Raw genomic sequence first — 21,661 nt, forward strand, 5'->3', positions numbered from 1 at the left:
GCATGTGGCCCCTGCTCCGCGAATCCGCGAAAGCCAACCCTCGGGCTTGCCTTATGCTGCTGCCATGACCCGTCCCAAACCTTTCTCCATGATTCGCGAGTTCCATCTCGCCGACTGGTTCACCCTTGCCAACGCTTTCGCCGGCATGGGGGCCCTGTTCGCGGTGATGAGTTTCTTGCAGACCGGTGATGTCAAGCATATCTATTACGCCTGCGCACTGATCCCCTTGGCCTTTGTGTTCGACGTGCTGGATGGCAGCGTGGCGCGTTGGCGCCAGCAGTCTTCCGTCATGGGCCGCGAACTTGATTCCTTGGCCGACGTGATTTCCTTCGGTGTGGCGCCGGCCGCGATTGCCTATGGTTGCGGCATGCAGGGCCTCTATGACCGCATCGTGTTGGTGTTTTTTGTCGCCTGCGGGGTGTCGCGCCTGGCGCGCTTCAATGTGACGGCCGAAGCCCTCAGCGAAGGCGGTGACAAGGTCAAGTACTTCGAAGGCACGCCAATTCCTACCTCGCTGGTGTTGGTACTGGCACTCTGGGCCGCTGCGGCACAAGGTGCACTGGGCGAACAACTTTGGTTCGGCAAATTGGAGCTTGCGGGCTTCTACTTGCACCCTTTGGTGCTTCTGTTCGCCGTATCCGGCTCGCTGATGATCAGCCGCATTCGAATTCCTAAACCATGATGTGGTTTCTAGCGGGCAGTCTCTTGATCGTCTCGCGGCCAGAGCCGTTTGCCTTGAGTTGACTTGCTGAGGGACGCAATGCACTGGCGCCTCCGCTCCATTCTGCGACGTTGGCAGGTCGCTATGCAGCCCATGCGTGAGCGTGGTTGGAGTGTGCTTAGCGTGGTGTTGTGGCATGTTCCGGTTGCCGCGTGCTTTCGAGCTTGGCGGGCCTGGGCTCAGCGATTTGACGGGGGAAAGGTTCAACAGGCCTTCAATCGGCAGCGCTTCTCAGACTTTCAGGATGGCCTCCCAGCGAGTTCCCTGCCTCGTTTTTATGTCATCGTGATGCCTTGCACCTTGCACTTCCTGCTGCCTTGCTTGGCTTTGCTGGAAGGTCAAGCCCAGGTGGTCTTGCTCGCCAACGGCGCTCGCCGCTGGGAATTGGACCTGCTGCAAAGGCGCTGGCCCACGCTGCCCGTATTCAAACTTCGAACCTTGCCCTTGACCAGTATTGCCCATGGGCATGTCATCAATCTGCTGCTTGAAAACCATCGTGGCAATTTCGGCATCGTTGATCATGACTGCTATGTTTTTGATCGCAGTATCTTTGAGCAATTGCAGCCTGCTATTGATGACTGCTGCTTGCTGAGTCTTTTCGCCGAGGAAAGTCAAAGCGCCGGACACACCTTCCCCCTGACATTTTTCTTGTACTTCAATGCCGAAATCCTGAAGGCACTGATGCATGAATATGGTGTCGATGCGCGGCTTTACCGCTGGGTTCCTGAGAGGGCACAGACGGCCATGGCGAGTATTGGTCTTGGGCCGAATACGTTCTGGAAGCACTATCACAACTTCCGCGACACACTGCATGTCTTACTCGGAGTCGCCTTGGCCGAGGGGCAGCGAATTCAATTCCTAAACGCTGAACAGCCAAATGCAGCGAGTCATGTCGGCGGCACCAGCATCGGCACGCACCACACCAAGAACCTGCCAGCGCTTTATGCCCATCTTTGTTTTTTGGAGCTAGCTAACGATCCGCTCCTGAGTCGACGCTATGCCTTTTTGACCGCCCCACTGCGCACGTCGGGAGAGGTCTTGCTTCAGGCAGAACTTTCCGACGCTTCTCGGCGTGGCATCGACGCTATTGATGCGCTCATTCAACAATTACGTGAGCGATTGAGTCCGGGTGAACACTGAGGCCGCGTTGATTTGAATCCGCGAGCTTAGGAATTTCCGGCTCAAAAAAAGACCGGATCACTCTTGCGAGCAATCCGGTCTTCGTGTGGCTGGCTGACCCGGCATATGCCTGGGCTGGCTGGCTTGAGGGTCTCCTCGACCCTCCCCTCCATTGTTTGTGCTGGCGATTGTGCGTAGCTGGTCATGAACCGGTGTTGGTATTTGCCCTGCTTTGCGCGCTATGCGAACAAGCCAAGCGGTCATCTGGCCGCGAGCCTAGGGCAATCCCTTGGGGTGACCCCTTCAGCCCTGAATCCCTCAAATTAAAGCCTGATCCAGCAGTTCTATCCAGTGCCGCACAGGCGTCGTGGTGCCACTTTGTAGGTGCTGAATGCAGCCGATATTGGCCGACACAATCGCCTCGGCATGTAGCGGTGCCAACGCGGCGAGTTTTTTGTCGCGCAGTTGTTTGGATAGGGTTGGCTGTAATACCGAATAGGTACCAGCGGAGCCGCAGCACATATGGCTGTCGCAGGTCGCTAGGTGGACCTCAAAGCCTAGCTCCCGCAAGCCGGCCTCGACGCCACCGCGCAGCTGTTGCCCATGTTGCAGGGTGCAAGGCGGGTGGTAGGCCAGCTTCGCGCCGGCTTTGTTGTGCAGCAGTGGCTTCAAACGGGGGATCAGGTCCGGCAGCAGCTCACTCAGGTCGCGAGTGATGGCGCTGATACGGGCTGCCTTGCTCGCATAGGCGGGGTCACCGGCCAACAGTCGGCCGTAGTCTTTGACCGTCACGCCGCAGCCGGACGCATTCATCACCAGGGCCTCGATCTTGCCGGCGGCGGTCAAACCTTCTACCAAGGGCCACCAGGCGTCGATATTGCGGCGCATATCGGCCAAGCCGCCGGCATGGTCGTTCAAATGACTGCGGATGGCGCCGCAACAGCCGGCGCTGTCCGCCACCAAGGTTTGAATGCCGGCCGCGTCCAGCACCCGAGCGGTGGCGCTGTTGATATTGGGCGCCATGCTGGGCTGCACGCAGCCGAGCAGCAGACCCATCTTGCGCGGCTGGCTGCGTGTGGGCCAGGCATGCGCGCGAGCCTCGGCTGCAGCGGGCACCTTGTCCTTCAGCGCGGCGGGCAGCAGCGGGCGCACCAGTTGGCCCAGCTTCATGGCCGGTTTGAAGGCGGGCGAGGTCAGCCCTTCCTTCAAGAGCCAGCGCACGCTGCGTTCGGCTAGCTGGCGCTCGACCTTGGTCTCGACAATGCCGCGCCCAATGTCCAGCAATTGACCATATTGCACGCCCGAGGGGCAGGTGCTCTCGCAGTTGCGGCAGGTCAGGCAGCGATCCAGGTGCAGCTGCGTGCTGCGGGTGGGTTGGGCGCCCTCCAGCACCTGCTTGATCAAGTAGATGCGGCCACGCGGCCCATCCAGCTCATCGCCGAGCAATTGGTAGGTCGGACAGGTGGCGGTGCAAAAGCCGCAATGCACGCAGCGGCTCAGAATGGCCTCGGCCTGCGCGCCTTCGGCGGAGCCTTTGAACTCGGGGGCAAGTTGGGTCTGCATCAGCGAAGCCGGTACTTCAGGGTCCAGAAATAGTCGAGATCCTGCCACTCGATCTCGGTCGCTTGCGCTGCCAGCAGCGCCTGCATCCGTTCGAGCGTGGGGAAGTTTTTCAGCACCTCATGCTGGCTGCCGTCGGACAATCCGCGCATTTGGTAGCCATTGCCCTCGCTGTCCACGCGGAAGATCGGCGTGCTGTCACCGTCCACATAGCGGTTGTCGATCAACACCACGGTGGCGCCGGGCTGCAACTGGCCATGCAATTGATCCAGCCAGGCCTGTTGGCGCGACACTGGCACATGCGAGAACCACAGGCCGGCAAAGGCCGCGTCGTAGGGCGAGGGGGCGCCGGCGGCGACCAGGTCGAGCGCGTAGGCATCGGCCAGACGGAAGCTGACGCGTTCAAAGTCCAGCGGCTTGGACCGCGCCTCGGCCAAGACCTCGGGGTTGATGTCGGTGCATTGCCAGCTCAAGGCGCCGGCCGTTGCGGCGGGCAACCAAAAGCCGGTGCCGGTGGCCACCTCCAGCACATGGCGGCCGCGGAATTGCTCCCCCAACCATTGCTGCAGGGTGGCGATATTGGGCTGGCGATGCGGGCGATCAAAGACCCGTTCGTACTCGCTGGCCCGCTGCGCGTAATAGCGCGGCATATGTTCGGCGATCGAAGCTTGGGCGATGGGGTCAGAGTTGCTCATACAGGCGGCCAGGGTTGAAGAGGGCTTGTGGGTCGAAGGAGGCTTTCAGTTGCCGATGGATCTGCATCAATGGTGCTGCCAGCGGCGTGAAGACGCCGGCGTTTTTGTTCTGGCCGCGGAACAAGGTGGCGTGCCCCCCGCATTGGGCGGCGGCCTCCCTGAGTTGGGCGGCGGGCAACGGCGTGGTCACCCAGCGCTGCGCACCCCCCCATTCCACCAATTGCTCACCATGCAGGCTGAGTGCCGGCGCGGTCTGCGGCAGTGACAGGCGCCAGAGCTGGGCCCCACCTTGCACGGCGCGCTCGGCGCCGACGAAGAATTCGTCGCTGTGGTCACGCAGGCCGGTCCAGAACGGTTGCGCCATCGCGTCGGGCACTTCCTCCCCGCCCAGACTTTGAATCGCCGCGCGCACAGCCGCCTCGGCGCCGGCCAGACGCAGCACCAGGGCTCCGTCCCACCAGGCGCTGGCCTGAATCGGCAGCGGCATGCCGCCCCAGCGATTCAGCTGGTTCAGCGCATGCGCCTGACTCAGTTCGAAGCGCAGCGTGGCCCGTGACACCGGCAGCGGCAAGACCTTCAGCGAAACCTCCAGCAGCGGGCCCAAGATGCCCATGGCGCCGGCCATCAGGCGCGAGACGTCATAGCCGGCCACGTTTTTGATCACCGTGCCGCCGAAGCTCAAGGCCTCGGCTCGGCCGTTCAGCATCGTCAGGCCCAGCAAATGGTCGCGCAGCGCGCCCATGCCGGCGCGCGCCGGCCCGCTCAGCCCGCTGGCGACCATGCCGCCGACCGTGCCGCGGCCGCCAAAGCGGGGCGGCTCAAAGGCCAGGTGTTGACCTTGTTCGGCCAGCGCCGCTTCTAATTCGGCAATCGGGGTGCCGGCCTTGACCGTCACCACCAACTCGCTCGGCTCATAGCTGCTGATGCCGCTGAAACCGCTCAGATCGAGTGGCTCGCCGATCGGCGTCTGGCCGTAAAAGGCCTTGCTGCCATGACCCCGGATGTCGAGTTTGGCGCCGCGTGCCGCCGCGTCCTTGATCTGCTCTTGAATCTGCGTCAGCTGCACGGTCAGAACCTCGGCAAATCAGGGTGGGCCAGCAGGCCGCCGCGCACATGCATGCGGCCATATTCGGCGCAGCGGTGCAGCGTCGGCACCGCCTTGCCGGGGTTCAGCAATTGCAGCGGGTCGAAGGCGTTCTTGACGCCGTGCATCTGCGCCAACTCGGCGGGCGAAAACTGTACGCACATCGAATTCAGCTTCTCCACGCCCACGCCATGCTCGCCGGTAACCGTGCCGCCCAGCGCGACGCTGGTCTCCAGGATCTCGGCGCCAAATTCCTCGCAGCGGCGCAACTGATCGGGGTCGCGCGCATCGAAGAGGATCAGCGGGTGCAGATTGCCATCGCCGGCATGGAAGACATTGGCGCAGCGCAACTGGTACTTCTTTTCCATCTCGGCGATGGCCAGCAGCAGCGCCGCGAGCTGCTTGCGCGGGATGGTCGAATCCATGCACATGTAGTCGGGGCTGATGCGGCCCGAGGCCGGGAAGGCATTCTTGCGGCCGCTCCAGAACCGCAGCCGCTGCGCCTCATCGGCCGACACCTCGCAGCGGGTGGCGCCGCTGGCCAGCAGCACCGCCTGCATGCGCTCCACCTCTTCGGCCACTTCCTCCGGCGTGCCATCGCTTTCGCAGAGCAGAATCGCCTCGGCATTGAGGTCGTAGCCGGCGTGGACAAAGTCTTCCACCGCGGCGGTCATCGGCTTGTCCATCATCTCCAGACCGGCCGGAATGATGCCGGCGGCGATGATGTTGGCCACCGCCGCGCCGGCCTGACGGATGTCGTCAAAGCTGGCCATGATGCAGCGTGCCAGCGCCGGCTTGGGGATCAGTTTGACCGTCACCTCGGTGATGACGGCCAGCATGCCCTCGCTGCCGACGATCAGGCTCAGCAAATCGAGACCGGCGGAGTCGAGCGCCTCCGAGCCAAACTCGACTGCTTCGCCGGCCATGGTGAAGCCCCGCACGCGCAGCACGTTATGCAGGGTGAGTCCGTATTTGAGGCAGTGCACGCCGCCGGAGTTTTCGGCCACATTGCCGCCAATCGTGCAGGCGATTTGGCTGCTCGGATCAGGGGCGTAATACAGGCCATGCGGCGCGGCGGCCTCGGAAATGGCCAGATTGCGCACTCCGCATTGCACCCGAGCGGTACGCGCCACCGGGTTGATCTGCAGGATTTGTTTGAACTTGGCCAAGGCCAGCGTGACGCCTTGCGCGTGCGGCATGGCGCCGCCTGACAAGCCGGTACCAGCGCCGCGCGCCACCACCGGCACTTGCAGCTGGTGGCAGATGCGCAAGACCGCAGCCACCTGTTCCTCGGTCTCGGGCAAGGCCACCACCAGCGGGCGCTGTCGGTAGGCGGTCAGGCCATCGCACTCATAGGGCGTGGTGTCTTCCCCGTGCCAGAGCAGCGCATGCGCCGGCAGGGCTTGGGACAGGGCCTGCACCACGCGGGCCTGCGCATGGCTGCGCTGGGCCGGGTCGATGGGCGAGGAAGCGACGGATGAGTTGGCGGCTGCGGGCATCAAGGCGTTTGATCTCGTGGGCTGCGCCGACTGTAGCCTGCCGCGGCTTGCGGCCAGCTGAATGCACGAAGGTCAAACGCTTGTGACTGTTGTGCAGCCAATCGGGCTCAGACTTCTGCCTTAACTCAGGTTTTGCGCTTGGCGGCCACGCTGGTCTTGCGGGGCGCGGCCTTGCTGACGGTTTTTGCGGAGGTCTTGCTGCTGCCGGCCTTGGGCGTCAGGGTTTTGGCCATCGTGTCCACCATGGTGCCAGCGACCGCGCCCGGCACGCTGGCGGCCTTGCGCAGGGTCTCGCCGGCCGCGTCAAAGGATTGCTTGACTATGCTGCCGGCCAGGTTCTTGGCCGCGTCCGTGGCGGTGTCCTTCATCGCGTTGGCTGCCAGTTGGGTGAACTGCTGGCTCAGCGCGCCCCACCATTGCATCGGGTCGACGGCCAGCGCCGGCGCAGTGGGTGCCGTCGGCGTGGCGGGCTTCTTCGCCTTGGCCGCAGCCGGGGACGCGGCACTGGCTGGCTTGGCGGCAGCGCTGACCGCCGCCGCAGCAGCCGGCATGTTCATCGATTTGGCCGCTGCCGCCATGATCTCCGGCGGCACGCCGGGCCATGCGGCCATTGGGTTGGCCTCGGCTGGGCTCGATGTGGTGCCGGGCATTTTCAGCGCTTCGCTCAACTGGGCCAGCGGCACGTTCATCGACTGCAGCGTCGACAGCGTCATCCTTTGCACCTCCAGCGCCTGAATGGTGGCCCCCAGCATGCGGCCGTTTTGTTCCAGCCAGAACTGCACCGTGCGCAGCTCTTCAATGCGCTTGCCCAGCTCTTCCGGGTTGATGGTGGGCGCCACCCATTGGCCGATGCCCGGCAGTGCCGCGCCGGCGTTCTTCACCAGTCCTTGCAAGAAATCGAAGCCGGGGACGAATTTGCTGAAAGCGTTGTCTGCCATGGGATCTCCTGAATGGTTGTCGCGCGTGCCGAATGGCGTCGGCTGGATGGTACGCCGGCACGGGTCAGAACTCGCAAACCCGACGGCTAATCATGCCCGGTGGGCTGCGTGGCCCATGGCATCTGTTGCGCGATAGCCATTCTTGCCTTGGCGCTTAAGGCTTGCTGGGTGGCGGCAGCAGTTGCTCCACCGTGAAGCCCTGTTCGGCAAGCAGCTTGGGCAAGGCCTTTGGGCCGCTCATATGCAGTGCACCGACGGCCGCCAGCACGCGCCGCCCGCTGCCATGCAGGGCGGCGATGCCGGCGGCCAGATGTGGGTTGCGGTCGTCGTTCAGGCGGCGCAGCCATGCCCGATCGTCGGCGCTGTGGACGCAGTCGCACCATTGTTCATAGCGCTGTAGTTCGGCCAGATCGCCTTGCTCCCAAGCTTGGGCTAGCCGGAGCATGGCCGGGCGTACACGCCCCTGCTCCAACTGAGTCAAGCCCTCATCCAGGCTGCGGCGTAGCGACTTGCCGTCCTTGGGGATCAGCGCGCTCATTTGATCTTCGGCGCGCTCCAGCGCGGCGATGGGCAGATGGCGTGATTGCGCCACTTGGGTCAGCATGGTTTCCTGGCCGTAGGCCACGTCGAGCCCGTCCCAACGGGCCGTCAGCACGGTCAGGGTGCTGAGTTGCAATATGGGGTGCATGCCAACCAGCGCCTGTGCCGGCAGGCAGGCCGCCCGGACTTGGGCGTCCAGTCGCGCTTGTAGTGATGCCGGCAGTGGTGTCTTGCTTGGCCGACTGCTGCGTGCCAGGGCGGCCTGGGTTTGGGCGTCGCTGCCGTCTAGTTCAAGCGCGAGCAGATCGACGTTTTGTAGGGCGTTATGCAGCGCCGGACCGGGGCGGGCCCAGGAGGGGCGGCCGATGTGCATGCTGCCGTAGAGGAAAGAGCTGCTGCCGCCGCGAGTCAGGCGCCAGAGCATGCCCACATCGACCGGGGCAGCGGCTGCTGTCGGCTCGTTCTCGGGCAAGACCGGTGGCGGGCAGGCGGGCTCGGCGCGGGTGACGGTGCCCAAGAACAGCGCTGCGGCCAAAACAAGGCAGCGCTTCATCGGCGCCCCGCCGCAATGCGCAACTCACCGCCTTGCTGGCTGAACTCCAGCTTGGACAAGATGTCCATGCCCAGCAGCGGCGCACTCAAGGCAGGCAAGACCGTCACCGGCAACTGCTCGGCCGCGACGCCTCCTTGCAAGCGGATGCTGGCTCGAGCGCGATAACCCTGGGCGATGCCGGCGGCGGTGCTGGAACTGACCTTGCCTTCGGCTTGCAGCGCCACTCGTTCGGCCAGGGCCTGCGGCAGGGCCGTCGCCGTGGCGCCGGTGTCGACCAAAAAATCAACCGCCAGGCCATTGACCTCGCCAGGCCAGTGGAAGTGGCCGTCGGGTGCTCGTTTCAGCACGATTTCGCCGGCGTTGAGGGCGAAGCGGCTCTGCTGGCGCTGACGCTCCCAGGCCTGGAAAGCCAGGAAGACCAATAGGAAGATCAGCAGCCAGATGGTCAGCAGCTTGAGGCTGCTGGGCAATTCTTTGTGGTGGCTCATGCCGCTACGATGCCACGAACTTTGGAGGCTTTATGGCGCGCAGCATTTTTCATCTGGCTTTTCATGTCCGCGATCTGGACCAGGCACGTGATTTTTACGGTCGATTATTGGGCTGTGCGGAGGGCCGCAGCACCGCGACCTGGGTCGATTTTGACTTCTTCGGACACCAGATTTCGCTGCATCTGGGTGAGCCCTTCGCCACCAGCCTGACCGGCCGGGTTGGCGATCACATGGTGCCGATGCCGCATCTGGGTTTGATTCTGGCCTTGCCGGACTGGCAGGCGCTGGCGGCCCGATTGCAGCAGGCCGGTGTTGAGTTTGTGATTCCGCCGCAGCTGCGCTTTGCCGGTCAGGCGGGCGAGCAATGGACCATGTTCTTCTGCGACCCCTTCGGCAACCCGATCGAGATCAAGGGCTTCGCGTCCTTGGAGACCGTCTTCAGTGTTTGAAGCCGATGGACCGGCGGCTGCGCACGTCGGGCTTGAGCTTGTGTTCGGCTTCTAGCTGAGACAAAAACTCATCCGCCGTCAGGGCCTCGCCGAGGATCTCGACCTGCTGGCGCACGGCGGCAAAGTCGCCCGGGGTCAAGGCATCCAGGGCGGCCAGCCTTGCGCATTGGTCCGAGTCGAGTTGCTGGGCTTGGCCGGCCAGCGCTTCTTGTACAAACATGCGTTCGCGTTGCTCGGGCTTCAGCGGCTTGAAGGCGATCTTGAAGGCAAAGCGGCGCAGCGCTGCCTCGTCCAGGTCTTCAAACAAATTGGTGGTGCAGATGAAGATACCGGCAAAACGTTCCATGCCGGCCAGCATTTCATTGACCTCGCTGACCTCGTAGTTGCGCTCCGCCATGCGGCGGCTGCGCAAAAAGCTGTCGGCTTCGTCGAGCAGCAAGACCGCGTTCTCGTTGCTCGCGGCTTCGAACATGCGGGCCATGTTTTGCTCGGTTTCACCGACGAATTTGCTCGCCAGGTCACTCGCCAGGCGAATCATCAGCGGGCGGCCTAGGGCCTGGGCAATGTGCTCGGCCAAGGCCGTCTTGCCGCTGCCGGGCGGGCCGTAGAAGCAGAGGTTGCCGCAGCCGCGCCGCTGCAGCGCAGTGACGATGCGCGGGATCTCGAATCGTGACTCACAGTTGAGCAGGTCGAGTGCGTACTGCGTCACCACCGGGCGAGCCCCGCGTTCACGCGACTGATGGCCGAGAGCCTTGTCGGCATTTTCCAATTGGCGCTCGATCATCCGCTCGCAGTCCTGCGCCTCACCGGCCAGTTGCGCAAAGCGCACCGCCGTGCGGATCTGCGCCGGGGTCAGTCCGCGCCGTTCGGCCAGCCGAGCGGTGAACTCGGCGCTGACGTTCACATCGGCCAGCGCCTTGGTGACGAGGCCCAGGCGTGCGCCGGGTGGCGGTGATTTCAGCTCCAGGTGGTACTGAAAGCGGCGCCGGAAAGCCGGGTCGATCTGCTCGATGCGGTTGGTGATCCAGATCACCGGCACCGGGTTGGTTTCCAGTATTTGGTTGACCCAAGCCTTGCCGCTGACCGACCCCGAGGTGGGCGCCTCAAGTGCCGAGTCCATGCGGGCAATCAGCTGCGCCGTGTCGCTGGACAGCGGCGGGAACACATCTTCGACCTCGTCGAACAGCAGGGCCACGTTTTCGCTCGCCTTCAGGAAAACCTGGCTGATTTGCAGTGAGCGGTAGCGGTCGCGGCCGGACAGCGAATTGCCCTCGCGGTCGGCATATTCGACCTCATACAGGTCGAGGCCGGCGGCGGCCGCCGCCACCTTGGCCAACTCGGTTTTGCCGGTGCCCGGGGGGCCATAGAGCAAGATATTGACGCCGGCCTCGTGACGGCGAACCGCCTGGCTCAGCAGCGTTTGCAGCACGGCCAGGTCTTCGTTCACAAACTGGAAGTCATCTGCTGCCAGCGGACTCTTGGAGGCCGGGCGGGTGAACACCGCCATCAGGTCATGCGGGCCCTTGTACTCGCGCATCAGCACCGGCGGCAGCTGGTCGCTGACCTTCATCAGGTCCGCCAGGTCGGTGATGTTGTGTTCGGAGATCAGGTTCTCGACCATGCCGATGCGTTCCAGCCGGGAGCCTGCGCGCAAGGCTTCGGCGACCTCCTGCGGGTTGACCCCGGCGACGGCGGCGATGGCGGCAAAGGCTTCCTGGGCGGTGTTGACCTTGAACTCGACCAGAGCGCCACGTAATTCGCGCTGGTAGCGGGCCAGCGTGCCGTAGAGCAGCAGCGCGCGTTCCGCCGGATTCAGCTGCAAAAGCGTGCCCAGCGCGGCAATATTGGTTTCGACCAGGGTGGATTCGCGCTTCAGTTGCCGGTCTAGCCATTCACTGGTGGTGGCCAGCAGCGACATCATGTCCTTGGGCGCGTCCTTGACGTATTCGTCCAGGTAGAAAAACAGCGTGGCCTCCGAGTAGGGCCCGCTCCAAACGCCGTAACGCTGCAGAAAAGCGTCATCGCTCAAGTCTGCCTGGCCGGCCCACAACTCATTGCCCTGGCAGCGTTGGTTCAAGTACTCGCGCAAGCGGGTCAACACGCGCAGCGGCCAAACCAGGTGGCGGCCGGTGAATGACAGCAGACCGTTGAAGTCACGGCGCAGATTGAAGCGGCCGGCATGCTTGACCGTCAGCGTGAGCACGAACTGGGTGCACATCCGATCCAGCACCGGCGCCTCCTTGAGGCCCGGTGAGGGCAGGACTCGCGCGTCAGCCAAACGCTTGACCATAGTGGGCAGCTCCTCGCAGTCTCATACGCCACAGACTGCGTGACGCTGCCCGATCTTGTCCCAGCCGCGCGCCGAGGACAAGAGCCTTATTGGGGGATTTTTAGTGCATTACGACCGGTTGATGTCCCATGCTGGCATAGGCTTCAATGAAATCGTCCAGGTCTTCCTCGCTCGGATCCTGCTCAATCAAGGCCTCGACGCCGTCTTGAAACTGCTGAGCCAGCGCGCCTTCGATGAAGATTTCTTTGCGGCTGAACTTGTCGACGATCTCGTAGCCGCCGCGGTGCAGTTGCAATTCCGGGTTGGCCTGCAGGAATTCTCCAGGCACGGGCTCTGTCACTTGGACGTCGAACTTGACGACACTGAAACTGGGGGAGTTGTAAAGCATGTGCATGATGGCTCCTTTCAGCGTCAACTGCGGCCAGCAGCGCTTGTTTCAAGAGTTATCGGCATCTTGAACGCTTGGCCGTGGATAAATAGTGGCAGAACTCTGGGCTTCTCGGGGGACTGAGAGCGCAATTTCATGCTCAAAGCGTCAAAAGATAACGTGTTGACACCCTTGTTCAGGGGGGCAGACCGTCATCCAGCAGCAGCAACTCCCAGCTGCGCTCGTCGGGCAGCTTGTAAACCAGCCGAACTGGCAGGTGGCGGCGTATCGGGTCCAGCCAGATGTCGATTTCTCCGCTATGGGCGAAGATTTGCGGCCGGTGCAGGTGCAAAGTCGGCAACGCCGCACGATCCGGCATGTCCAGCAACTCGGGCCCCACGACTTCAAATGCCCAGTCGCGCGCTTCGCCACGCAGGCCGATCACCGTCATGTGCAGGCGGGCGCCCTGGGTTTGAAGTTCGGGGGCAGCGTCCAGGGTGGCGGCCAGTTGGAACCACCAGCTGAGGCGGTCTTGTACCCCTTCCGGCAAGTCAAAGACGTCGGCGTTGGCCGAAAAGCTGATCAGCCCTTCCGGCCGACGAAAGTTGGTTGCCTGCGCGTCGCGGCCGCGCCGCTGCTGCGCAAAGCGCTCGGGCAATAGGCCTTGCGGGCCGACCTTGCCTTCGCTGCGCCAGCCGGGCAGGGGGCGTCCGTCGAGTTGGCGATCGAGGCGAAGCTGATAACTCGCATCCTGATTGGGCAGCCAGGTCAAGCGGGCCAAGCCCTGGCGCCCGTCTTGCAGCAGCAGAAAGCGCCATTCCACCGCGGGCGAAACCTTGGGTGCCTTGGCCGCGCTGAGTGTTTCCGGCGCGGCTGGGCTATGGGTGTCGCTGCCGGTGGGCGAGGGCGTGTCCATACTGGACGTTTGGGCTGGCGCGGGCGGTGTCGGCGGCTGGCGGGCTCCGACTGGTGCGGCCATGTGCTCTGAGGCGGGCGGCTTAGTGACGTTTGGCGCCGCCAGTGTGCGTGTCTGCAGGCCTTGGCGCAGCGTCGGTGCGGCCGCGCTGTGCACGGCCTGCGTGGGCTTGATCGGGCTCAGCAGCCAAGCATGCGCGATGACGCTGAGCAGCGCGGCCGCCAAGGCGGCTTTCCGCTGGCGGCGTTGAATCGGGCTGGAAATATTCGGGGGCATGCTGCGCATTGGACAATGCTGCCATCGCTTTGCTGCATTTCTCACCCTCCGATGAAACTTGCTACCTTGAAAGATGGATCCCGCGACGGCCAATTGGTGGTCGTGTCGCGCGATCTGAGCCAGGCCCATTACGCCAGCGGCATCGCGGGCCGGCTCCAGCAGGTGCTGGACGATTGGGGCTTTCTGGCGCCGCAACTGGAGGAGCTCTATGTTGGGCTCAACCATGGGCGCTTGCGCCATGCCTTCAATTTTGACCCCAAGCAATGCATGGCCCCGCTGCCTCGCGCTTACCAATGGGTGGAGGGCTCGGCCTATCTGAATCATGTGGAGCTGCAGCAAAGGGCGCTGGCGGGCGAACAGCCCAGCTTGCTCGTCGAACCCTTGATGCGCCAGGGTTGCAGCGATGAACTGCTGGGCGCTTGTGATGCAGCTCGTTTTGCATCCGAGGCCATGGGCATCGATTTCGAGGCCCAGCTCGCGGTGATGACCGGTGATGTGGCGCAAGGCGCCAACCCCGAGCAGGCGCTTGAGGGCGTGCGTTTGTTGTTGCTGGCCAATGGGTGGAGCCTGCGGCATCTGGGGCCCCAAGGCGTGGGCGGTCCGGGCGCCGGCTTCCACAGCCGCCCGGCCACGGCCTTCGGCCCGGTGGCCGTGACGCCCGATGAGCTGGGGTCGGCCTGGCGCGGCGGCCGGGTTGATTTGGCCTTGCAGACGATGTGGAATGGCCGCAAGGTCGGCCAATGCGAGGCTGGGCCGGAGATGAGTTTTCATTTCGGTCAGCTGATTGCCCAGGCCGCCAGGACGCGCGCGCTGCGTGCCGGCAGCCTGGTCGGCTCGGGCCCGGTGTCCAATAAAGACGCGGGCCGGGGCTATAGCTGTATCGCCGACAAGCGCGCACTCGAAGTGATTGAGAGCGGCCAAGCCAAAACGGCCTATATGGCCTTCGGCGACAGCCTGCGCATCGAGATGAAGGGCGCCGATGGCTTGAGCCTGTTTGGGGCGATTGACCAGGATGTGGTCGGCTTGTATGAGAATGAAGCCAGCCCGACCGCCTGAAGTCGGGACCACAGCGCGCCAGCAAGAGGCAGGGAGTTCAAGATGATGTTGCGTAGATCGATGCTGCTGGCCGCAGGCCTGTTGGCGCTGGGCCGGTCCGCGCGTGCGGCTGTGAGTGAGAGCGATGCCGCGACCGGTATACGCGCCGCTCTGGAGCGTGGCGCCAATGCCGCGATTGCCGGCCTCGGTCGGCAAGATGGTTTCATGAATAACCCGGCCGTTCGCATCGAGTTGCCCGGTTATTTGAAAGACGGCGCCAAGCTCTTGCAGATGACCGGCCAGGGCAAGCGCGTCGACGAGCTACTGCTGGCCATGAACCGCGCCGCTGAGGCGGCGGTGCCGGCGGCCAAGCCCTTGTTGGTCGCGGCGATCAAGGGCATGAGCGTGGAAGATGGTCTGCAAATCCTGAAGGGCGGGGATGACTCCGTCACCCAGTTCTTTGTGGGCAAGACCCGCGCACCCTTGAGCCAGCAGTTGCTGCCGCTGGTCACACAGGCCACGCAAAAAGTGGCCTTGGCCGACAAGTACAACGCGGTGGCCGGCAAGGCGGTGGGGCTGGGCTTGGTGAAAAGCGAGGATGCCAGCATCCAGCAGTACGTGACCGGCAAGACCCTGGATGGCTTGTATCTGATGATCGCCGAAGAGGAGCGCAAGATCCGCAAAGACCCATTGGGCAGCGGCAGCGCGATCCTGAAAAAGGTCTTCGGCGGAGGCGCTTGAAGCCCGTCAATATGCGGCCCGAGGCGCTGTCTTCGCGGCAGTGGACAATAGCGCTCTGAATTTTCTTTGTCTTTGAAGTTGCGCCGAGGCGCTTGCCCATGAACGAAACTCCCAACACGGTGCCGACTTCGGCGCCGCAAACGCCGGCTGAACTCGAAACGGTCGAGGCGGTCGCCGCTGTCGATGCCGTCGACAATCTCGCCGCTGCTGCCGAAGAAGCCCCTGCCGTCGATGCGGTCGTGCCCGAGGTGAATGTGCCCGCAGCCGAGACCGCCGCGGCGAAAGACATGTCGCCGGCTGCCTGCGCAGCCAAGCTGAAGGAACTGTTCCCGGCGCTGTTCGTCGGTGGCGGCATCAAGCCCTTGAAGCTGCGCGTTCAGGCCGATATCCAGGAGCGCGCCCCGGGTGTGTTCACCAAGGCTCAGCTGTCGGCCTTTTTACGCCGTCACACCGGTGGTACCGGCTATCTGCTGGCTCTCAGCAAGGCCAAGCACCGCTTTGACCTCGATGGACAACCCGCCGGTGACTTGAGCGATGAGCACCGCGCAGCGGCCGTGGAAGAGTTGACCCGCCGCCGCGGCCTGCAGCAAGAGCGCCTCCAGGTGGAGCAGCAGCGTCAGGCGCTGGAGCAGACCCAGGCGCGTAACCGCGCCGGACTGCTGCATGACTTCGAACGCACCACCTTGACGCTGCCCAACTTCTGCGCACTGAAGGGCGTGACGCCCGAAGAGCTGCCGGGTTTGTTGGATCTCGCACGCCAAGAGGCCGCCGAGCGCGCCGCTCAGCGCCCGCAGTTTCAGGCCCCGCGTGAGCCTCGCCCCGGCCAAGCGCCGCGTGGTGAGCGCGGCCGACCAGACGAGCGCCGCGGCCGCCGACCAGGGCCGCAGGGTGGCCGCAAACCCGGCCCGCAGCGCTGACGCGTCTTCACCCGTTGCCTGCTTGCTAGCGCCCACCGCCGGTGGGCGCTTTTCATTTGGGCAGGCTGATTTGGCCTTGTGGCAGCCCGGATCGCCACGCCTTTCTACAATGGCGCCATGAACGCTAATTCCACCCTCTTCACCCGCGGCGCGGCCTTGCCCGCCATCCTGCAGCAGCGCATCGCGATTTTGGACGGCGCCATGGGCACGATGATCCAGCGCTACAAGTTGGGCGAGGCGGACTTCCGGGGCGAGCGTTTTGCCGATCATCCCAAGGACCTGAAGGGCAATAACGACCTGTTGGTGCTGACCCGGCCCGATGTGATCAGCGAGATCCACGAAAAATATCTGGCCGCCGGCGCGGACATCATCGAGACCAATACCTTTGGCACCACCTCGGTGGCGCAGGAGGATTACGGCCTGGAAGCCTTGGCTTACGAGATGAATGTGGCCGCGGCCCGCATTGCCCGTGCGGCATGCGAAAAGTACAGCACGGTGGACAAGCCGCGCTTCGCCGCCGGCGCGCTCGGCCCCACACCGCGCACGGCCAGCATCAGTCCCGACGTCAACGACCCCGGTGCCCGCAATGTCGACTTCGACACGCTGCGCGCCGCCTACTACGAGCAGGCCAAGGGTTTGCTGGACGGTGGCGTGGACCTGTTCCTGGTCGAAACCATTTTCGACACCTTGAACGCCAAGGCGGCCATCTTTGCCTTGGACGAATTGATGGAAGACACCGGTGAGCGCCTGCCGGTGATCGTGTCGGGCACCGTCACCGACGCATCCGGTCGTATCTTGTCGGGCCAGACGGTGACCGCCTTCTGGCACTCGGTGCGCCATGCCAAACCACTGGCGATCGGCCTGAATTGCGCGCTTGGCGCGACGCTGATGCGGCCTTATATCGAAGAGTTGGCCAAGGCCGCCGGCAGCACTGCCATCAGCTGCTACCCGAATGCGGGTTTGCCCAATCCGATGAGCGACACCGGCTTTGATGAAACCCCGGACGTGACCGGCCGCCTGATGGAGGAGTTTGCGCGCAGCGGCTTCCTGAACATCGCCGGCGGCTGCTGCGGCACCACGCCGGAGCACATCGCGGCGATCGCCAAGGGCGTGTCGGCCTACCGGCCGCGCGCCAGCGGCGAGAAGTTCCTGAGCGGCTTGGTCGAGGCCTGATCGGGCTTTGAGAGCAGCCTGAGCCGCTGTGGCGGCTCAGCTGAGCTTCAGCAGCTTCTCCATCGAGACGCGCAGTTTCAGTTCATGCGGGGCCATGCTGGCGGCGACCGCTTGTGTTGCCAAGCGAGTGTCGCGGGATACCGGTTCGCTCAGCGGGTTGCCGCTCTTGCCCAGTAGGCTGGCCACCATCGGTTCGGTAGCGCTGTGGCCGCGCTTGTAGACGATACCGACCTCACCATTGGCCAGTTTCACCAAGCTGCCCAATGGGTAGAGGCCAATAGTTTTGACGATGGCTGCGCCGGCTTCGTCGGGCTGTTTCAGTTCATCTAGAAACACGGCGCGGGCTGCCATGGCGCCCGGTTGGGCCTTGCGTGATGCCCGTGGGCTGACGCGTGAGGCAAAGATGTCGATACGACGCAGCAGCCGGGCCAGCTGCTCGGCTGGCGCGCGCTCGGCCAAGGGGCCCGGTCCGGCATCGTGGTGCAGGCAAACGGTCTTCAGCCAGAGTTCCGACTTGGCGCCGAGTTCGGCCAGCAGGCTCGCCGAGCGGTCCCCGTGTGAGACCAGGCTTTGTTGTTGGCTGTGGCTCGGTTCGTCGGCCTGCGCCGCCATGCGGTCTTGCTGGGCGCTGATGCTGATGTTCATGCTCAAGGCCGCCTGGGTCAGGGCCAGCCGCCAGTCGTCCGGCCAGCCCAGCTTGAGTGCGCATTGCTCGGCCAAGGCCAGGCAGAGCAAGGCGTGGCGGGCGCTGTAGCGCTCAAAACCCTGGCTGGCATCAAAGATCAGGAACATCAGGATCGCATCGGGCCGGTGCGAGAGCCGGGCGATGGCATCGGTGTGCAGCTGCTGAAAACGGCCGCGGAAGTCCTCGGTGTGCGGGTCGCGCAGCAGGCTGTGCGCATGCATCTGCAAATCGGCCCAGGCGGCTTGCTCGCCCAAGTCGACGCGCTGTGCGCGGTCGGGCTTGTAATCGGCTTGCACATTGACGATGTCGCCCAGGTTGGCGCCCTGCAGCATCATCGTGTCCATTTTGTGGGCCAAGGCGCGCTGGTATTCCTTGGTCTCATGCGCCAGCACCCAGATCGGGCGCGCCAGCAGGGCCTGCATTTGCGGCGTGTTCGGCAGCGTCTGGCCGCTGGCCACCAGCAGCTTCCCACTCGCGTCGCGCAGGGAGAAAGTCAGCAGCTGACCGGGCCGCAAACTATGGGGGGGAAGCTGTATCAGATCCAAGATGTCTCGCTCATGTTTTGCTTGGATTGTCGGCTGAACCTCGCGGCGATTGAGCTCGCTGCCCACACTGCGCGTAAAATCACGCACGGTTCAAGGAGCGTTGCGACCTGCCCACCCGCATTGATCGTGAGATCGGCGAGGGCTCGCCAGGCTTGAACGGGCAGCTCACCCTGATCTGGGCTGCTGACAACGACGCTCACCGATCCATGATTTCGTGGCCGCGGTGAGTTCGCGGCCCAAGACTCTTCTGAGGCCGCCATGTCCGCTGAAACTACTGCCCCGAGCACCGCCATTCAACCCGACGCGATGAAACTGTCGGGCCTGGAACCGGTGCAAATCGGCGCCGGCACGCTGTTCGTCAATATCGGCGAGCGCACCAATGTGACGGGCTCCAAGGCCTTTGCGCGTTTGATCTTGAATGGTCAGTTCGAGGATGCCTTGGCCGTGGCGCGCCAGCAGGTCGAGAACGGGGCTCAGGTCATCGACATCAATATGGACGAGGCCATGCTGGACAGCAAGGCCGCCATGGTTCGCTTCCTGAATCTGATTGCCGGCGAGCCCGAGATTGCCCGTGTGCCCATCATGATCGACAGCTCCAAATGGGCCGTCATCGAAGCCGGCCTGAAGTGCATCCAAGGCAAGGGCATCGTCAACTCGATCTCGATGAAAGAGGGTGAGGAAGAGTTCCGCCGCCAGGCCAAGTTGGTGCGCCGCTATGGCGCGGCTGCTGTGGTGATGGCTTTTGACGAGCAAGGTCAGGCCGACACTTTTGCCCGCAAGATCGAAATCTGTGAACGCGCCTACAAGATCCTGGTGAACGAGGTGGGATTTCCGGCCGAGGACATCATCTTCGACCCGAATATCTTCGCCATCGCCACCGGCATCGAAGAGCACAACAACTACGCGGTGGACTTCATCGAAGCGACGCGCTGGATCAAGCAGAACCTGCCCGGCGCCAAGGTATCGGGCGGCGTGTCAAATGTGTCCTTCAGCTTCCGTGGCAATGATCCGGTGCGCGAGGCCATCCACACCGTCTTCCTGTACCACGCGATTCAAGCCGGCATGGACATGGGCATCGTCAACGCCGGCATGGTGGGCGTATACGACGACCTCGATGCCGAGTTGCGTGAACGCGTGGAGGACGTGGTGCTGAACCGCCGGCCCGACTCTGGCGAGCGTCTGATCGAAGTGGCCGAGCGCGCCAAGGGTATGGCCATTGATGACACGACCCGCCTGGCCTGGCGTGCTGGCGATGTGAATGAGCGCCTCAGCCATTCGCTGGTGCACGGCATCACCGAGTTCATCACCGCCGATACCGAAGAAGCCTGGCAAGCGATTCAAGCCAAGGGCGGCCGGCCACTGCATGTGATTGAAGGCCCGCTGATGGCCGGCATGAATGTGGTCGGCGATTTGTTCGGCGCGGGCAAGATGTTCTTGCCGCAGGTGGTCAAGTCGGCCCGCGTGATGAAGTCGGCCGTGGCCCATTTGCTGCCCTATATCGAGGCCGAAAAGCAGGCCTTGATCGACGCCGGCGGCGAGGCCAAACCGAAGGGCAAGATCGTCATCGCCACCGTCAAGGGCGATGTGCACGACATCGGCAAGAACATCGTCACCGTGGTCCTGCAGTGCAATAACTTCGAGGTCGTGAATATGGGCGTGATGGTGCCCTGCCAAGACATCTTGGCCAAGGCCAAGGAAGAGGGCGCCGACATCATCGGCCTCTCAGGCCTGATCACGCCCAGCCTGGAGGAAATGCAACATGTGGCCGCGGAGATGCAGCGCGACGAGCATTTCCGCTCGCGCGGCACGCCGCTGCTAATTGGCGGCGCCACCTGCAGCCGGGTGCACACGGCCGTGAAGATCTCGCCGCACTACGAAGGCCCGGTGGTCTATGTGCCGGATGCTTCGCGCAGCGTCGGCGTTTGCAGCGACTTGCTCTCGGACGAGCGCGCGGCCAAGTTCATTGCCGAGCTGCGCAGCGATTACGAGCAGGTGCGCCATCTGCACGCCAACAAAAAGCAGACCCCCATGGTCAGCCTGGCTGCCGCGCGCGCCAACAAGCATGCCCTGGACTGGACCAGTTATCAGCCGCCGGTGCCGCAGTTCATCGGCCGCCGCGTGATCCGCAATTACGACTTGGCCGAGTTGGCAGAAAGCATCGACTGGGGCCCCTTCTTCCAGACCTGGGATCTGGCCGGCCCCTTCCCAGCCATCTTGAAAGACGAGGTGGTGGGCACCGAGGCGCAGCGCGTCTTCAGCGATGGCAAACGCATGTTGCAGCGCCTGATTGCCGGCCGTTGGTTGACGGCCAGTGGCGTCTTCGGGCTTTACCCGGCCGCGCAGGTGAACGAGGACGACATCGAGATCTACACCGATGAGAGCCGCAGCGAGGTCTTGATGACCTGGCACGGCCTGCGCATGCAGTCGGAGCGACCTGTGGTGGATGGCGTCAAGCGGCCGAACCGCTGCCTGTCCGATTTCATCGCGCCCAAGGGTGTGGTGCCGGACTACATCGGCCTGTTCGCCGTCACCGCCGGCCTGGGCGTTGAGAAAAAGGAAGCCCAGTTCCTGGCCGATCTGGACGACTACTCCGCCATCATGTTCAAGGCCCTGGCTGACCGTTTGGCCGAAGCCTTTGCCGAGCGCCTGCATCAGCGGGTGCGCACGGAATTTTGGGGTTATGCGGCCGATGAAGCCTTGAGCAGCGAGGAATTGATCGCCGAGAAGTACCGCGGCATTCGCCCCGCCCCTGGCTATCCGGCTTGCCCCGACCACTTGGTCAAGCGCGATCTCTTCAAGGCTCTGAATCCCGAAGAAATCGGCATGGGCTTGACCGACAGCATGGCCATGACGCCGGCCGCCAGCGTCTCAGGCTTTTACTTCGCTCACCCTGAAGCGGCTTACTTCAATGTCGGCCGCATTGGTGAAGACCAAGTGGCTGACTGGGCCGAGCGCATGCGCTTGAACAAGGAAGCGGCCGAGCGCGCTTTGGCGCCACTCTTGTGATGCTGGCGTGATCGGCGGGCTTCTTCCGATGACTTTGTAAGCCGAAGTAAGAGCCCGGCTTGGC

At 63.7% G+C, this 21,661-nt stretch carries 19 protein-coding genes and 1 riboswitch; of the genes, 8 read left to right on the forward strand and 11 right to left on the reverse strand.

What is annotated here, in order from left to right:
• Positions 1–64: 64 nt before the first annotated feature.
• Positions 65–682 carry a CDP-diacylglycerol--serine O-phosphatidyltransferase gene (gene pssA / locus WG899_RS05470; RefSeq protein WP_339594614.1) on the forward strand — a complete coding sequence of 206 codons (618 nt, stop codon included), beginning with the start codon at positions 65–67 and terminating at the stop codon, positions 680–682.
• Positions 683–760: 78 nt separating this feature from the next.
• Positions 761–1,861, forward strand: coding sequence for a hypothetical protein (locus WG899_RS05475; protein ID WP_339594615.1), 1,101 nt, complete (start codon positions 761–763; stop codon positions 1,859–1,861).
• Positions 1,862–2,158: 297 nt separating this feature from the next.
• On the opposite strand, the gene glcF is transcribed toward WG899_RS05475, so the two are convergent.
• The 7 genes from glcF to WG899_RS05510 all read right to left on the reverse strand — a co-directional run bounded on the left by glcF (position 2,159) and on the right by WG899_RS05510 (position 9,197).
• Positions 2,159–3,403: a glycolate oxidase subunit GlcF gene (gene glcF, locus WG899_RS05480; protein WP_339594616.1), complete on the reverse strand. Its 1,245-nt coding sequence runs from the start codon at positions 3,401–3,403 to the stop codon at positions 2,159–2,161.
• On the reverse strand, positions 3,403–4,095 hold the full coding sequence (locus tag WG899_RS05485; protein WP_339594617.1) for a class I SAM-dependent methyltransferase: 693 nt from the start codon (positions 4,093–4,095) through the stop codon (positions 3,403–3,405). The genes glcF and WG899_RS05485 overlap by 1 nt, the downstream gene beginning before the upstream one ends.
• Positions 4,082–5,167, reverse strand: coding sequence for a glycolate oxidase subunit GlcE (gene glcE / locus WG899_RS05490; RefSeq protein ID WP_339594715.1), 1,086 nt, complete (start codon positions 5,165–5,167; stop codon positions 4,082–4,084). The genes WG899_RS05485 and glcE overlap by 14 nt, the downstream gene beginning before the upstream one ends.
• A complete protein-coding gene (locus WG899_RS05495; RefSeq protein ID WP_339594618.1) occupies positions 5,164–6,678 on the reverse strand; it encodes an FAD-linked oxidase C-terminal domain-containing protein in 1,515 nt (504 codons plus the stop codon). The genes glcE and WG899_RS05495 overlap by 4 nt, the downstream gene beginning before the upstream one ends.
• A gap of 125 nt (positions 6,679–6,803) precedes the next feature.
• A complete protein-coding gene (locus tag WG899_RS05500; RefSeq protein ID WP_339594619.1) occupies positions 6,804–7,616 on the reverse strand; it encodes a PhaM family polyhydroxyalkanoate granule multifunctional regulatory protein in 813 nt (270 codons plus the stop codon).
• A gap of 154 nt (positions 7,617–7,770) precedes the next feature.
• Positions 7,771–8,709 carry a TraB/GumN family protein gene (locus tag WG899_RS05505; protein WP_339594620.1) on the reverse strand — a complete coding sequence of 313 codons (939 nt, stop codon included), beginning with the start codon at positions 8,707–8,709 and terminating at the stop codon, positions 7,771–7,773.
• Positions 8,706–9,197, reverse strand: a complete 492-nt coding sequence (locus tag WG899_RS05510) for a retropepsin-like aspartic protease family protein (RefSeq protein ID WP_339594621.1) — start codon at positions 9,195–9,197, stop codon at positions 8,706–8,708. The genes WG899_RS05505 and WG899_RS05510 overlap by 4 nt, the downstream gene beginning before the upstream one ends.
• A gap of 32 nt (positions 9,198–9,229) precedes the next feature.
• On the opposite strand from WG899_RS05510, the gene WG899_RS05515 reads away from it, so the two are divergent.
• The gene (locus WG899_RS05515; protein WP_339594622.1) at positions 9,230–9,646 is read left to right on the forward strand and encodes a VOC family protein; all 417 of its coding nucleotides are present in this window, start codon (positions 9,230–9,232) and stop codon (positions 9,644–9,646) included.
• Here the strand turns inward: WG899_RS05515 and WG899_RS05520 are convergent.
• The 3 genes from WG899_RS05520 to WG899_RS05530 form a co-directional block, all read right to left on the reverse strand.
• Positions 9,636–11,936, reverse strand: coding sequence for an ATP-binding protein (locus tag WG899_RS05520; protein WP_339594623.1), 2,301 nt, complete (start codon positions 11,934–11,936; stop codon positions 9,636–9,638). The genes WG899_RS05515 and WG899_RS05520 overlap by 11 nt on opposite strands.
• A gap of 100 nt (positions 11,937–12,036) precedes the next feature.
• The gene (locus WG899_RS05525) at positions 12,037–12,330 is read right to left on the reverse strand and encodes a BTH_I0359 family protein (RefSeq protein ID WP_339594624.1); all 294 of its coding nucleotides are present in this window, start codon (positions 12,328–12,330) and stop codon (positions 12,037–12,039) included.
• Between the two features lie 169 nt (positions 12,331–12,499).
• Complete coding sequence (locus WG899_RS05530; RefSeq protein ID WP_339594625.1) at positions 12,500–13,504, reverse strand: DUF3108 domain-containing protein; 1,005 nt, start codon at positions 13,502–13,504, stop codon at positions 12,500–12,502.
• A 42-nt stretch (positions 13,505–13,546) separates the two neighbouring features.
• Here WG899_RS05530 and WG899_RS05535 point away from each other — a divergent pair, with 42 nt between their 5' ends.
• The 4 genes from WG899_RS05535 to WG899_RS05550 all read left to right on the forward strand — a co-directional run bounded on the left by WG899_RS05535 (position 13,547) and on the right by WG899_RS05550 (position 17,361).
• Entirely contained in the window at positions 13,547–14,551 is a 1,005-nt protein-coding gene (locus WG899_RS05535) for a fumarylacetoacetate hydrolase family protein (protein ID WP_339594626.1), read from the forward strand.
• 45 nt (positions 14,552–14,596) lie between these two features.
• Positions 14,597–15,271, forward strand: coding sequence for a DUF4197 domain-containing protein (locus WG899_RS05540; protein WP_444718814.1), 675 nt, complete (start codon positions 14,597–14,599; stop codon positions 15,269–15,271).
• 98 nt (positions 15,272–15,369) lie between these two features.
• Positions 15,370–16,188: a ProQ/FINO family protein gene (locus WG899_RS05545; protein ID WP_339594627.1), complete on the forward strand. Its 819-nt coding sequence runs from the start codon at positions 15,370–15,372 to the stop codon at positions 16,186–16,188.
• Between the two features lie 117 nt (positions 16,189–16,305).
• Positions 16,306–17,361, forward strand: a complete 1,056-nt coding sequence (locus tag WG899_RS05550) for a homocysteine S-methyltransferase family protein (RefSeq protein ID WP_339594628.1) — start codon at positions 16,306–16,308, stop codon at positions 17,359–17,361.
• Between the two features lie 36 nt (positions 17,362–17,397).
• Here WG899_RS05550 and WG899_RS05555 read toward each other — a convergent pair whose 3' ends face one another.
• The gene (locus tag WG899_RS05555) at positions 17,398–18,591 is read right to left on the reverse strand and encodes an HD-GYP domain-containing protein (protein ID WP_339594629.1); all 1,194 of its coding nucleotides are present in this window, start codon (positions 18,589–18,591) and stop codon (positions 17,398–17,400) included.
• 86 nt (positions 18,592–18,677) lie between these two features.
• A riboswitch (S-adenosyl-L-homocysteine riboswitch) is annotated at positions 18,678–18,796 on the forward strand.
• A gap of 53 nt (positions 18,797–18,849) precedes the next feature.
• On the opposite strand from WG899_RS05555, the gene metH reads away from it, so the two are divergent.
• Positions 18,850–21,597, forward strand: coding sequence for a methionine synthase (metH, locus tag WG899_RS05560; RefSeq protein WP_339594630.1), 2,748 nt, complete (start codon positions 18,850–18,852; stop codon positions 21,595–21,597).
• Positions 21,598–21,661: the final 64 nt, after the last annotated feature.

Origin of the sequence: Paucibacter hankyongi (assembly GCF_037482915.1) — a bacterium.
Classification (GTDB): domain Bacteria; phylum Pseudomonadota; class Gammaproteobacteria; order Burkholderiales; family Burkholderiaceae_C; genus Paucibacter_A; species Paucibacter_A hankyongi.

Bases quoted from the DNA above. Each gene is read 5' to 3' on its own strand.
- pssA (WP_339594614.1), top strand. From the start codon at position 65: ATGACCCGTCCCAAACCTTTCTCCATGATTCGCGAGTTCCATCTCGCC.
- WG899_RS05475 (WP_339594615.1), top strand. From the start codon at position 761: ATGCACTGGCGCCTCCGCTCCATTCTGCGACGTTGGCAGGTCGCTATG.
- glcF (WP_339594616.1), bottom strand. From the start codon at position 3,403: ATGCAGACCCAACTTGCCCCCGAGTTCAAAGGCTCCGCCGAAGGCGCG.
- WG899_RS05485 (WP_339594617.1), bottom strand. From the start codon at position 4,095: ATGAGCAACTCTGACCCCATCGCCCAAGCTTCGATCGCCGAACATATG.
- WG899_RS05495 (WP_339594618.1), bottom strand. From the start codon at position 6,678: ATGCCCGCAGCCGCCAACTCATCCGTCGCTTCCTCGCCCATCGACCCG.
- WG899_RS05500 (WP_339594619.1), bottom strand. From the start codon at position 7,616: ATGGCAGACAACGCTTTCAGCAAATTCGTCCCCGGCTTCGATTTCTTG.
- WG899_RS05505 (WP_339594620.1), bottom strand. From the start codon at position 8,709: ATGAAGCGCTGCCTTGTTTTGGCCGCAGCGCTGTTCTTGGGCACCGTC.
- WG899_RS05510 (WP_339594621.1), bottom strand. From the start codon at position 9,197: ATGAGCCACCACAAAGAATTGCCCAGCAGCCTCAAGCTGCTGACCATC.
- WG899_RS05515 (WP_339594622.1), top strand. From the start codon at position 9,230: ATGGCGCGCAGCATTTTTCATCTGGCTTTTCATGTCCGCGATCTGGAC.
- WG899_RS05520 (WP_339594623.1), bottom strand. From the start codon at position 11,936: ATGGTCAAGCGTTTGGCTGACGCGCGAGTCCTGCCCTCACCGGGCCTC.
- WG899_RS05525 (WP_339594624.1), bottom strand. From the start codon at position 12,330: ATGCACATGCTTTACAACTCCCCCAGTTTCAGTGTCGTCAAGTTCGAC.
- WG899_RS05530 (WP_339594625.1), bottom strand. From the start codon at position 13,504: ATGCGCAGCATGCCCCCGAATATTTCCAGCCCGATTCAACGCCGCCAG.
- WG899_RS05535 (WP_339594626.1), top strand. From the start codon at position 13,547: ATGAAACTTGCTACCTTGAAAGATGGATCCCGCGACGGCCAATTGGTG.
- WG899_RS05540 (WP_444718814.1), top strand. From the start codon at position 14,597: ATGTTGCGTAGATCGATGCTGCTGGCCGCAGGCCTGTTGGCGCTGGGC.
- WG899_RS05545 (WP_339594627.1), top strand. From the start codon at position 15,370: ATGAACGAAACTCCCAACACGGTGCCGACTTCGGCGCCGCAAACGCCG.
- WG899_RS05550 (WP_339594628.1), top strand. From the start codon at position 16,306: ATGAACGCTAATTCCACCCTCTTCACCCGCGGCGCGGCCTTGCCCGCC.
- metH (WP_339594630.1), top strand. From the start codon at position 18,850: ATGTCCGCTGAAACTACTGCCCCGAGCACCGCCATTCAACCCGACGCG.